Annotated in this window: 15 protein-coding genes; 6 read left to right on the top strand and 9 right to left on the bottom strand. The window is 54.2% G+C overall.

Annotated elements, in window-relative coordinates:
• Positions 1-5 precede the first annotated feature (5 nt).
• The 3 genes from citF to citG are packed head-to-tail and all read left to right on the top strand — an operon-like array spanning position 6 to position 2,846.
• A complete protein-coding gene (gene citF, locus ACT9TW_RS01105; protein WP_446491458.1) occupies positions 6-1,523 on the top strand; it encodes a citrate lyase subunit alpha in 1,518 nt (505 codons plus the stop codon).
• Between the two features lie 2 nt (positions 1,524-1,525).
• A complete protein-coding gene (gene citX / locus ACT9TW_RS01100; protein WP_182062386.1) occupies positions 1,526-2,065 on the top strand; it encodes a citrate lyase holo-[acyl-carrier protein] synthase in 540 nt (179 codons plus the stop codon).
• The gene (citG, locus tag ACT9TW_RS01095) at positions 2,043-2,846 is read left to right on the top strand and encodes a triphosphoribosyl-dephospho-CoA synthase CitG (protein WP_182062385.1); all 804 of its coding nucleotides are present in this window, start codon (positions 2,043-2,045) and stop codon (positions 2,844-2,846) included. The genes citX and citG overlap by 23 nt, the downstream gene beginning before the upstream one ends.
• 90 nt (positions 2,847-2,936) lie before the next feature.
• Here the strand turns inward: citG and ACT9TW_RS01090 are convergent, their stop codons facing one another.
• The 4 genes from ACT9TW_RS01090 to mutY form a co-directional block, all read right to left on the bottom strand.
• Positions 2,937-4,193, bottom strand: coding sequence for a nucleoside permease (locus tag ACT9TW_RS01090; protein ID WP_182062384.1), 1,257 nt, complete (start codon positions 4,191-4,193; stop codon positions 2,937-2,939).
• Between the two features lie 221 nt (positions 4,194-4,414).
• Positions 4,415-5,491 carry a membrane-bound lytic murein transglycosylase MltC gene (mltC, locus tag ACT9TW_RS01085; RefSeq protein ID WP_182063463.1) on the bottom strand — a complete coding sequence of 359 codons (1,077 nt, stop codon included), beginning with the start codon at positions 5,489-5,491 and terminating at the stop codon, positions 4,415-4,417.
• A 125-nt stretch (positions 5,492-5,616) separates the two neighbouring features.
• Positions 5,617-5,889 carry an oxidative damage protection protein gene (locus tag ACT9TW_RS01080; RefSeq protein ID WP_315686752.1) on the bottom strand — a complete coding sequence of 91 codons (273 nt, stop codon included), beginning with the start codon at positions 5,887-5,889 and terminating at the stop codon, positions 5,617-5,619.
• Between the two features lie 26 nt (positions 5,890-5,915).
• Positions 5,916-6,968 (bottom strand): A/G-specific adenine glycosylase, encoded by a 1,053-nt coding sequence (gene mutY / locus ACT9TW_RS01075; RefSeq protein WP_446491457.1) that lies wholly within the window; start codon positions 6,966-6,968, stop codon positions 5,916-5,918.
• 144 nt (positions 6,969-7,112) lie between these two features.
• Here mutY and trmB point away from each other — a divergent pair, with 144 nt between their 5' ends.
• The 3 genes from trmB to ACT9TW_RS01060 are packed head-to-tail and all read left to right on the top strand — an operon-like array spanning position 7,113 to position 8,931.
• Positions 7,113-7,832, top strand: a complete 720-nt coding sequence (trmB, locus tag ACT9TW_RS01070; protein WP_014071707.1) for a tRNA (guanosine(46)-N7)-methyltransferase TrmB — start codon at positions 7,113-7,115, stop codon at positions 7,830-7,832.
• Positions 7,832-8,158: a YggL family protein gene (locus tag ACT9TW_RS01065; protein WP_182062380.1), complete on the top strand. Its 327-nt coding sequence runs from the start codon at positions 7,832-7,834 to the stop codon at positions 8,156-8,158. The genes trmB and ACT9TW_RS01065 overlap by 1 nt, the downstream gene beginning before the upstream one ends.
• A 53-nt stretch (positions 8,159-8,211) precedes the next feature.
• Positions 8,212-8,931 carry a DUF2884 domain-containing protein gene (locus tag ACT9TW_RS01060; RefSeq protein WP_014071705.1) on the top strand — a complete coding sequence of 240 codons (720 nt, stop codon included), beginning with the start codon at positions 8,212-8,214 and terminating at the stop codon, positions 8,929-8,931.
• An 82-nt stretch (positions 8,932-9,013) separates the two neighbouring features.
• Here ACT9TW_RS01060 and ACT9TW_RS01055 read toward each other — a convergent pair whose 3' ends face one another.
• The 5 genes from ACT9TW_RS01055 to ACT9TW_RS01035 are packed head-to-tail and all read right to left on the bottom strand — an operon-like array spanning position 9,014 to position 12,006.
• Positions 9,014-9,352, bottom strand: coding sequence for an endonuclease domain-containing protein (locus ACT9TW_RS01055; protein WP_446491456.1), 339 nt, complete (start codon positions 9,350-9,352; stop codon positions 9,014-9,016).
• Positions 9,353-9,408: 56 nt separating this feature from the next.
• Positions 9,409-10,557 (bottom strand): radical SAM family heme chaperone HemW, encoded by a 1,149-nt coding sequence (gene hemW / locus ACT9TW_RS01050; protein ID WP_446491455.1) that lies wholly within the window; start codon positions 10,555-10,557, stop codon positions 9,409-9,411.
• Positions 10,550-11,143 (bottom strand): XTP/dITP diphosphatase, encoded by a 594-nt coding sequence (locus tag ACT9TW_RS01045; protein WP_182062377.1) that lies wholly within the window; start codon positions 11,141-11,143, stop codon positions 10,550-10,552. Before ACT9TW_RS01045 ends, hemW begins: the two co-directional genes overlap by 8 nt.
• A 3-nt stretch (positions 11,144-11,146) precedes the next feature.
• Positions 11,147-11,443, bottom strand: coding sequence for a DUF167 family protein YggU (gene yggU / locus ACT9TW_RS01040; protein ID WP_182062376.1), 297 nt, complete (start codon positions 11,441-11,443; stop codon positions 11,147-11,149).
• Positions 11,440-12,006, bottom strand: coding sequence for a YggT family protein (locus tag ACT9TW_RS01035; RefSeq protein WP_182062375.1), 567 nt, complete (start codon positions 12,004-12,006; stop codon positions 11,440-11,442). The genes yggU and ACT9TW_RS01035 overlap by 4 nt, the downstream gene beginning before the upstream one ends.
• Between the last annotated feature and the right edge of the window lie 12 nt (positions 12,007-12,018).

Raw genomic sequence — 12,018 nt, 5'->3', positions numbered from 1 at the left:
TCAAAATGAATCAGACAGAACTTATCCATGTGAATTTTCCCCATCTGCGGGCGTTAACACCTTTCGATACCGCCCACAGCGCGACGCCGTGGCTGAACAGCCCGGAAGAGAAGCATAATCGTAAGCTGTGCGCATCCGTTGAAGAGGCGGTGTTACGCAGCGGCCTGCAGGACGGCATGACCATTTCGTTTCACCATGCGTTTCGTGAAGGCGACCGGGTTATCAACACCGTGGTGGCGTTGCTGGCGAAGATGGGCTTCAAAAACCTGACCCTGGCCTCCAGCTCGCTGATGACCTGCAACGATGCGCTGATTGAACATATCCAAAGCGGCGTGATCAGCCGTATTTACACCTCCGGGATGCGCGGCAAGCTGGCAGATGCCATCTCTCACGGGCTGATGGATGAGCCGGTGCAGATTCACTCCCACGGTGGACGGGTCAAATTATTGCAGGACGGGGAGCTGAATATCGACGTTGCGTTCCTCGGCGTGCCTTGCAGCGATGAATTTGGTAACGCCAACGGCACGCACGGGAAATCGAGCTGCGGCTCGCTGGGATATGCCATGGTAGACGCCCACTTTGCCCGCAAGGTGGTGCTGCTGACCGAAGAGCTGGTGCCATTCCCTAATATGCCCGCCAGCCTGGTGCAGGATCAGGTGGACTACATCGTGCAGGTCGAGAGCGTGGGTGACCCGGCCAAAATCAGCGTTGGTGCCGCGCGTGTAACCAGCAACCCACGCGAGTTGATGATTGCCCGCTACGCGGCAGATGTGATTGAACACTCCGGCTATTTCAAACCGGGCTTCTCCATGCAGACCGGCTCCGGCGCGGCAGCCACCGCCTGCACGCGCTTTATGGAAGAAAAGATGGAACGCAGCGGGGTGAAAGCACGCTTTGCACTCGGCGGTATAACCGGCAGCCTGGTGGATCTGCACGAAAAAGGGCTGATTGAAAAGCTGCTCGATACCCAGTGCTTTGACGGGCAGGCGGCGGCATCGCTGGCGCGCAACCCGAATCACGTGGAGATCTCCACCAACGTCTACGCCAACCCGGGCAGCAAAGCCGCATGTTGCGACCAGCTCGACGTCGTTATCCTTAGCGCCCTGGAAATTGACGTCGATTTTAACGTTAACGTGATCACCGGCTCCGACGGGGTAATGCGCGGGGCATCTGGCGGGCACTGCGATGTTGCCGCGGCAGCGAACCTGACGATTGTGGTAGCGCCGCTGTTGCGTAGCCGTATTCCGACGGTGGTGAAGCGTGTTACCACTCGTCTGACGCCGGGAGAGAGCATCGATGTGTTAGTCACTGACCACGGCATTGCGGTCAACCCGGCGCGCCCGGAGATCCGCGATCGTCTGCTTGAGGCCGGGCTGAAAATCGTCGATATCGATACGTTATACGAGCGGGCTATCTCGCTAACGGGCGTGCCAAAAGCGATTGAATTTACCGATAAAATTGTGGGCGTGATCCGCTACCGCGACGGCAGTGTGATCGACACCGTAAGACAGGTGAAGGAGTAATCATGACGACAGCGACACCCGTGCAGGCGGGTGTCAGCCTGGAAGCGTTGCTGGCGGCGAAAGAGCGCCGCGCAGCACGCCAGGCTGACTGGCTTGCGCACTATCAACAACCGGTGATTTCTCTCACCCTGGTCACGCCGGGTGAAATCAAAGACAGCCTGCGTTATCGCAATACGATGGGTGTAGCACTACAGATGTGCGATCAGCTGCTGTGGGAGAACCGTTGGCAGGTGCTTGACCGCCAGGTTTTATGGCTGCCGACAGGGCCAGAGGCGCTATGGTGCGTGGCCCATCAGGCGGCGGAAATGAAAGCCCACTGCGCAGAGCTGGAACAGACGCATCCACTCGGCAGGCTCTGGGATCTGGATGTGATTTGCCCCCATAACGGCCATGTTGGCCGGGTATCGTTAGGAGCGAATCTGCGTCGTTGCCTGATTTGTGACGAACCCGCCCACGCCTGTTCCCGTTCGCGAAATCATCCTGTTGAACAGGTGACGGCTCGCGTGGAGAAGATGATTGATGACTGGTTTGCTCGCGACTAAACCGCGCCAGTGGGATGTGCCCGGGCTTGCGGAAGAGGCGCTCTGGCAGGAGCTGGAGCTGACGCCAAAACCGGGTCTAGTGGATAAGCTTAATAATGGTTCCCACCGCGATATGGACCATGCCCTGTTTGCCCGCAGCATTGCGGCAATTTCGCCGTGGTTTACGCGCTTTGCCGCGCTGGGCGATGCCCATGCAGATAAGCCTGTGACAGAACAGTTGCGCCTTATCCGCCCGATGGGCATAGCCTGTGAACAGGCCATGTATATGGCAACGGACGGAGTGAACACTCACAAAGGTGGGATTTTTGCCCTCGGCTTGCTCTGTTTTGCCTCCGGGAGGGTGCAAAAAGTGAGCGCAGAGAGCCTGTGCTGTGAGGTGAGTAACATCTGCCGTGGGCTGGTGACGCGTGAGCTGGCAGGGCGCAGCGGGCAGGCAACGGCGGGCGAGCGGCAGTTTCAGCAGTATGGTCTAACCGGCGCACGCGGTGAGGCGGAAAGCGGTTTTTCGACGGTACGCAACGCGCTGGCGAAGTGGAGCGGGCGTTCGCTTCATGAATTACTGTTATGCCTGATGGCGGTTAATCAGGACAGTAACCTGGTGTCGCGCGGCGGTATCGATGGGCTGCGCTACGTGCAGGGCTATGCGCGTGAACTGCTGGCGAATGGCTGGGATCATGATGCGCTGCTTAAGATGGATAACGCATTGATTGAACGGAACCTGAGCCCGGGAGGCAGTGCGGATTTGCTGTCGGTGGGATGGGTGCTTTCTGAAATAAAATAGCCGGGTGGCGCTAACGCTTACCCGGCTATCTTTCTGTGCTTTTGTAGGCCCGGTAAGGCGTAGCCGCCACCGGGCACAACACGCCAAAGATCAATGCGCGATTGGCTGCGCACCGTTCGGAACGCGAACGTGTTTGTACTTGAACAGCGCGATAAACGCGAAGAACAGTACCAGCGAGTACGCGGCGAAGATGAGCCACACAGGCTGCCAGTTAGTGATGCCGTTGGTGGTGTACATCTCAACCACTTTACCGCTCACCACACCGCCCAGAATACAGCCGAAGCCGTTGGTCATCATCAGGAACATACCCTGAGCACTGGCGCGGATTTCAGGCTTCACTTCTTTTTCCACAAATACGGAACCCGAAATGTTGAAGAAGTCGAAGGCGCAGCCGTAAACAATCATCGACAGAACCAGCAGCACGGTGCCGAACGGGCTTGGGTCGCCGTAAGCGAACAGGCCGAAGCGCAACATCCAGGCAGCGATACTGATAAGCATCACGTTCTTGATGCCGTAGCGGCTCAGGAAGAACGGGATGGTCAGGATGAACAGCGTCTCAGAGATCTGAGAGATAGACATCATGACGGATGCGTGTTCAACGATAAAGCTACCGGAGAACAGCGGGTTGTTATCGAAGCTGTGCAGGAAGGTGTTGCCGAACATGTTGGTGATTTGCAGTTCCGCACCCAGCAGCATGGAGAAGATAAAGAAAATCGCCATGCGTTTGTTTTTGAACAGCGCAAATGCATCCAGGCCCAGCATGGTGCTCCAGCTCTGGTTTTTCTGCTGGTTAGATACCGGAATGTGCGGCAGCGTCAGGGTGAAGATCGCCAGCACAACAGACAGCGCAGCACCGATATAGAGCTGCATATGGCTCAGTTCGAAGCCCGCGAAGCTCACGCCCCACATCGCCATGATAAAGCCGATAGTGCCCCAGATACGGATTGGCGGGAAGTCAGTCACAATATCCATACCGTTTGATTTCAGGCGGTAGTAGGAGATGGTGTTGATAAGGCCAAGCGTTGGCATATAGGCCAGCGAGTTAAGCAGGATAATCATGAACATCGCGCCAGGCGTGGTGACTTCGGCTGCCATAAACAGCGTCCCCGCACCCACCAGATGACACAGCATGTATAACCATTTTGCGCTTAACCATTTATCCGCCACGATACCCAGCAGCGTTGGCATGAAGACAGCCGCAATACCGAGCGAGCTGTATACGGCACCGATAGACGCACCATCGAACTTGAGCGTCACAAACATATAGGAGCCGAGTGTAGTCAGCCAGCTACCCCACAGGCAGAACTGCAGAAACGACAAGATTTTAAGCTGCAGCTTAAGGTTCATGTTACTTTCCTCACAAGTGAGCGGGAGATATGTTGTTATAGAAACATTCAGGGTTGGTATTTGATGCAATTCTATCAGCAGGCAACAATTTGTTTTGTTACCTCCCGCAAAAAAATGCAATCCACATTAATTTGCAGTTTGGATTGTGATGCAAATAACATTTTCGTATGGGTTGGATCTTTTTACCCTCTCCCCTTTGGGGAGAGAGCAGGGTGAGGGGACTAACGGCGACGGTAGTTCTTCTGCGCCGTATTGACCTTATACAGATAACGACGGGATTCCGCAGACGGGTGGCGGGAGGTCAGCGTCGAATAGACATCTCCCGGCGCCATGCTGTTGATGATGTTCGCGGCCTGCACTTTGTCATTCGAGAAGACGCGCAGTACGCTGCCTGCACCTCCGTTATACGCGGTGATGACCGCATAGCGACGTGAGGTTGGGTTATCAATTCCGCCAAGATAGACATTGCTCAGCATCGCCAGATAAGCCGTGCCGGTATCAATGTTGCTTTGCGGATCGAACAGGTAGTTACGACTTGGCGTCCCCGATTTCCCCTGCGAGCGGAAAACGTCTTTCCCGGCGCTGTGCTGGACAACCTGCATCAGGCCCAACGCATCAGAACGGCTTACGGCGTAAGGGTTAAAGGAAGACTCGGTCTGCATAATCGCGAGAATCAATGACTCATCCACACCGTATTTCCGCGACGCCTGACGCACCATGCCCACGTATTTATGTGCACGTTTATCAAGGTGGTTTGGCACCAGATTGATGGTCACGCTGTAAATAATACGCAGCCCGTTAGTCCGGCTCTTCAGACGCGTTTGCAACAGGTAGTCGGCGAATTTCGTGGCGCGGCCTTCCCAGCGAATCGCCTGACCGGTCTGATCGACAACCTGACCGTACAGGAACGGTTCTTTGGAGATAGTAATGTCGTCAGCATCGGAGTAGAGGTCAATAGAGCCCGGATCGTCGCCCATCAGCAGAGTTTTGATGATGGCCTGGCGCAGGTGCGCGGCAGGTTCGGTGCCTGCGATAGTCTCGACCGTGATCGTACCGTCATCAAAATTGATGTGGCTACGGGTCTGATAAGCGTCGGTGTACTTAACGTAGTCCTTAGGGCCAGCAATAAGAACTTCGTTAAATCCCCAAATGTTTTCGATGTTATGGGCAAATTGCCCCATCAAAATGTCAAAACCGTTGGTGTCCTTTACCCAGGCTTCGTTGTAATCATCGCCTTTTTTAGACGAACAAGACACAAGCAACGGCGCAATAAGAGCTAGCGCTAAAATTTTTTTCATCATTCCGGGAGTGCGTGTTGTGTTTGCTTAGTCGTTGCTTTCGCCGGTTGGCGCTGCGCTTACCCGGCCTACGAAACCGTAGGCCCGGGTAAGCGAAGCGCCGCCGGGTACCAGCCCGCAGAATATTATTTTTCCGGTGGCGTATAGCCTTCGATGTGCACGTCTTTACCTTCGAACAGGAAGTTCACCATTTCTTGTTCCAGCAGCTTGCGGTGTTCCGGGTTCATCATGCTGAGTTTTTTCTCGTTAATCAGCATGGTTTGCTTTTTCTGCCACTGTCCCCAGGCTTCTTTGGAGATTTCGTTATAGATGCGCTTTCCTAATTCGCCTGGATAGAGCTGAAAGTCTTGTCCTTCAGCGTCGTGCTGTAAAAAAGTGCAAAAAATGGTTCTGGCCATACTCATTCCTCTTTATCTAGCCGATGCTAAACCATTGCACCGGCACGTAATTGCTGTAACAGACGCTCTACGGGAGCCGCGAGCCCGACTGATGGCGGTTGCGCTAAGTTATACCAGAGAGCCGGACCTTCATCCATGCACGAGGCAAATGAGGACACGGGAAGCCACATTGGCACAATATCCAGATGGAAATGGCTGAAGGTGTGGCGAAACGCGGTCTGTTGCATGAGGTTATCGGCAGCAATCCCGCGCTGCTTAAGCCATTCCCGCAGCGATGCTTCATCTTCAAATTGTGGGAAGCAGTATAGACCACCCCACAGGCCGCTTGGCGGGCGCTGGGCGAGAAATACATCATCGCCCTGCTGCATCAGCAACATGTAGCCAGTGCGCTCTGGAAGCGTCTGTTTCGGTTTTTTGCCCGGGTACTGCGCCCAGCTTTTGTTGGCATAGGCCACGCAAATATTATTCACCGGACAGAGTTCGCACTTAGGTCGGGAACGGGTACATACCATCGCACCCAGATCCATCATCGCCTGATTAAAACGTTCCACACCTTTAGCGGGCGTGACCACTTCACTGATTTCCCACAGACGTTTCTCAACGTCTTTCTTGCCAGGCCAGCCGCCCACCGCGTAAGAACGTGCGAGCACGCGTTTGACGTTGCCGTCGAGGATTGGGAAATGTTTACCTAATGACAAAGAGAGGATCGCGCCTGCGGTTGAGCGCCCAACGCCAGGTAAATCAGCAACCTCTTCAAAGGTTTCAGGGAATTTGCCATGATGGCGAGTGGCAACCTGCTGTGCGGCTTTGTACAGATTACGCGCACGGGCGTAATAGCCAAGCCCCGTCCACAAGTGCAGTACCTCGTCCAGCGGGGCATTCGCCAGGTCGGTCACCGTAGGGAAGCGTGCCATAAAACGCTCAAAATAAGGAATAACCGTGGCGACCTGCGTTTGTTGCAACATCACTTCGGAGAGCCATACTTTGTAAGGCGTTTTTTCAATTTGCCAGGGCAGGGTTTTACGCCCGTATTTGTCGTACCAGTCCAGCACCTGGGCTGAAAATTGAGAGGCTTGCATGGTTATCGATTCGCATAATCAGGGACGCAGATTGCAGCACAGCGTCAATCTGCTGTAAACCGGATCTTTCCCATGCTTGCATAGAAGCCTTAACTTTGGATAATGCCCGTTTCCCGAACATTCTCACAAGCAGACAACTCTTTTATGAAAAACGACGTCATTTCACCGGAATTTGATGAAAACGGCCGCCCGCTGCGCCGTATTCGCAGCTTTGTCCGCCGTCAGGGCCGCCTGACCAAAGGGCAGCAACATGCGCTGGACAACTACTGGCCGGTGATGGGCGTTGAGTTCAGTGAACAGCCTGTTGATTTCGCCGAACTGTTTGGCCGTGAAACACCGGTTACGCTTGAGATTGGTTTTGGCATGGGCACGTCGCTTGTGACCATGGCCAAAGCGCGCCCGGAGCAGAATTTCCTCGGTATTGAAGTTCACTCGCCGGGTGTGGGTGCATGTCTGGCCACCGCCCATGAAGAGGGTGTAGAAAACCTGCGCGTGATGTGTCACGACGCGGTAGAAGTGCTGCACAAAATGATTCCTGACAATTCTTTGAACATGGTTCAGCTCTTTTTCCCTGACCCGTGGCACAAAGCACGTCATAATAAACGCCGTATCGTTCAGGCGCAGTTTGCTGAGCTTGTAAAAAGCAAACTTAAACTGGGCGGCGTCTTCCACATGGCGACCGACTGGGAACCTTATGCGGAACATATGCTGGAAGTGATGTCGTCTCTGGACGGGTATAAAAACCAGTCTGAGAGCAACGACTATGTACCGCGCCCGGATTCACGTCCGGTGACGAAATTTGAACAGCGTGGCCATCGTCTTGGTCACGGTGTATGGGACTTAATGTTCGAGAGGGTAAAATAATGGCAAAGAACCGTAGCCGTCGTCTGCGTAAAAAAATGCACATCGAGGAATTCCAGGAAGTGGGTTTCTCTATCGCATGGCGTTTCCCGGAAGGTACAAGCGTAGAGCAAATTGATCAGGACGTTGATGCCTTCATCAGCGACGTGATTGAGCCAAACAAGCTGGCGTTTGACGGTAGTGGTTACCTGTCATGGGAAGGCCTGATTTGCCTGCAAGAAGTGGGTAAATGCACTGAAGAGCATCAGGCGGCAGTACGTAAATGGCTTGAAGACCGCAAATTTGAAGACGTGCGCATCAGCGAACTTTTCGATATTTGGTGGGACTAAGTAAGCATCAAGGGGCCAGCATTAGCTGGCCCATTTTGTCTGAGGGAGTTTTTATGATGCGCAAAACGTTGCTGGCCGTTGCTTTAATGGCAACCGGATTCACCGCCCATGCGGAGTATAAATGTGGCGTGACGCCGCGCGACGATGTGGTATTAAGCCCGCAAACCGTGCAGGTTAAAGGCGAAAACGGAAATCTGGTGATTACGCCGGATGGCAACGTAACGTTTAACGGCAAACAGTACAATCTGAGCGCCGCGCAGCGCGAGCAGGCAAAAGATTATCAGGCAGATTTGCGTACCGCGCTGCCGTGGATTGATGAAGGTGCGCTGACACGCGTTGAAAAGAGCCGTGTCGCACTGGATAAAATCATCACCAAAGAGGTGGGTGAGAGCAGCAATATGCGTACTCGCCTGACCAAGCTGGACAAACAGCTGAAAGAGCAGATGAACCGCATCATTGAGCATCGCACCGATGGCCTGACGTTCCACTATAAGGCGATTGACCAGGTCCGTGCCGACGGCCAGCAGCTGGTGAATCAGGCGATGGGCGGTATCTTGCAGGACAGCATCAACGAAATGGGCGCCAAAGCCGTGCTGAAAGGCGGCGGAAACCCATTGCAGGGCGTTTTAGGTAGTCTGGGCGGCCTACAGACCTCGATTCAGAACGAATGGAAGAATCAGGAAGATGATTTCCAGCAGTTCGGTAAAGACGTGTGTAAGCGCGTGGTATCGCTGGAAGACAGCCGTAAGGCGCTGGTGGGGACGCTGAAGTAAGATTTCTGCGCGCTGTGCCCCTCACCCCGGCCCTCTCCCACAGGGAGAGGGGGTAAGCGTTCCCTCTCCCTGTGGGAGAGGGTTAGGGTGAGGGCATCAGGCTCTGCAATTTTTGCAAAATAACCATCAAGACTTCTTCTTCATTCACCCTGAACTCGTTATTCCAGAACCGCAAAACTTCCCAGCTGTTTGCGTTTAAGAACGCAGTTCTTCGTAAGTCATACGCCGCTTCATCCTGATGTTGCCCTCCATCCAGCTCAACGATCAATTTCGCCTTAAAGCAGGCAAAATCGACGATATACGTGCCAACCGGCATCTGGCGGCGAAACTTATACCCATAGAAGCGACGACCTCTGAGCAAATACCAGAGGCGTAATTCTTCGGGCGTCATTTGTTTACGGAGTTGTTTTGATTTGTCCATCCCCACACTCTGCCAGCCTTTCTCTCAGCTGGCAGAACGGGATGCAAAATCCTGAATCAGCTTTCAGGCTCTTCGGCGAGGAACAGCTCAAGAAGGGAATTTAAGAACAGTTTTCCATGCTCAGTTATCTGCCAGAAATCATCACACTCGGTGAGATACTTCTGTGCCAGCGCTTCGTCAATCTGTGGGCGTATCACCGACTCCGGCAAGCCGGTGTACAGCGTAAACTCCGCACGTGGGGCGGCTTCCAGCAGGCGGAAGCGGTTCATAAAGAACTCGAACGGTTTATCAGCAGCCTCAACATCGTGACTGCGCTCCAGATAACGTCCTTCCATAAACCCGCGTGGATGACGCGTTTTGGCGGTACGCAGAATGCGCCCGTCCGGGAAGGTCACTTTACCGTGCGCACCGCAGCCAATACCCAGATAATCACCAAATCGCCAGTAGTTCAGGTTGTGCTGACACTGGTAACCTGGCTTCGCATACGCGGAGGTTTCGTACTGCTGATAGCCTGCGGCGGTTAGAAGCTGATGCCCCTGCTCAAAGATATCCCACAGCGCGTCATCATCCGGCAGTACCGGTGGGCGGGAGCCAAACAGCGTGTTCGGTTCAATGGTCAACTGATACCAGGAGAGATGCGGCGGGTTCAGTTCAATTGCCTGGCGCAGGTCGTCCAGCGCCTCTTCCAGGGACTGATCCGGCAAGCCGTGCATCAAATCGAGGTTAAAGCTGCGAAGGCCAAGCCCTGTCGCCAGGTGTGCCGCGCGTTTTGCCTCTTCCGGGCCGTGAATACGTCCCAGACGTTTTAATTTTGGCTCGCTAAAACTCTGCACGCCGATGGAAATACGGTTCACACCCGCACGCTGATACTCGACAAAACGGTCGGCTTCAACGGTACCGGGGTTGGCTTCCATTGTAATTTCAGCATCCGCCGCCAGATTGAGGCGCGCTCGTACGCCATCCAGCAGCGTTTGCATTGCCGGGCCTGACAGCAGGCTCGGCGTACCGCCACCAATAAAAATGGTCTTAACTTCACGTCCCTGTGCGTAAGGTACGTCGGCATCCAGGTCAGCCAGCAGATGCGCAACGTAATCGTCATGCGGTACTTCGCCTTTCAGCGCATGAGAGTTGAAATCGCAGTACGGGCATTTCTGCACGCACCACGGGATATGAATATAAAGACTCAGAGGTGGCAAATTAGCCATTACGTAATGCTTCCAGTAACAGTTTCAGTGCGCGTCCACGGTGGGAAATCGCGCTTTTCTCTTCGCGGGTCAGTTCCGCAGCGGTTTTGCCCTCAGTCGGGACAAAGAAAATCGGATCATAGCCAAAACCGCCGTTGCCTGCCGCTTCACGGGTAATCACGCCCGGCCAACTGCCGTGGCAGACAACGGGTGTTGGGTCTTCTGCATGACGCAGATAGACCAGCACGCAGTGGAACTGCGCCTGACGCTTTTCGTCAGGAACATCTTGCAGCGCAACAAGCAGTTTTTCCAGATTCTGCTGGTCAGTAGCATCAACGCCTGAATAACGCGCGGAATAGATGCCTGGTGCACCACCCAGATAATCAACAGCCAGACCAGAGTCATCGGCAATCGCGGGCAGGCCAGTAACCTGTGCCGCGTGGCGCGCCTTCAGGATCGCGTTTTCAATAAACGTCAGGCCTGTCTCTTCGGCGGACTCTACGCCCAGTTCAGTCTGTGCGACGACATCCAGACCAAAATCATTCAACAGCGAGGCCAGCTCGCGCACCTTACCGGCGTTACCGGTAGCGAGAACAACTTTCTGCATCGTTTATTCCTGTTCTTTCAGAGCCGCGACTTCCGTCGGGATGGATTTCGGGTCGAGGATTTTTACCTGTTTATGACGCCCAAGTTCACCCTTTTCAATGATGACCTGACTTTTGGCGACGCGAAACTGTTTAGCCAGATATTTGGTCAGATGCGCATTCGCCTGGCCATCAACGGGTGGGGCGGTGATGGCGACTTTTAATTCGTCGCCATGCAGTCCAACAATACTATCGCGGCTGGCTTTAGGTTGAATATACAACCTTAAAACCAGCCCATCGGCGCAGGTGCTTACTGCACTCATAACGCCATCCACAGCCCCGGCAGCAGCATGTTGCCCGTAGCCTGTAGCAGCTCGGTGATGCCCATGTTGATGACGTACAACAACAACACCAGAATCATCGGTGAAAAGTCGATGCCGCCCATCGAAGGCAACAGACTGCGGATTGGGCGCAGCAGCGGCTCGGCAAGCTGAATCAGGGCATATTCCACCGGACTACGGCCCTGGCTTACCCAGCTCATGATTGCCATCACCAGCAGGACCCAGAAGATCAACAACCCGATGGTTTTGACCAGAATCAGAACGGCGGCGATCCAGATAATCGGCTGGAACGTCACCACCATAAACAGCACGATGGCCTTAATGACGCTGAGTACAAAAGCGACCAGTAAAGAGGCGCTGTCAATTGGGCCCATCGCCGGGATCACACGGCGCAGCGGTCCCACTACAGGTTGTGTGATTTTCACAACAAACTGCGAGAAGGGATTGTAAAAATCACAACGCGCCCACTGCATCCAGACGCGCAGTAATAGCGCCATCGTATACAGTTCAATCACCGTTGAGAGCAGGAAAGTCAACGTCTTCATGGCGTTCCTCAG

Source organism: Enterobacter sp. C4G1, from assembly GCF_052886895.1.
Note: the sequence above shows the minus strand (reverse complement) of the source record. Positions and strands in the feature narration are given on the sequence as shown.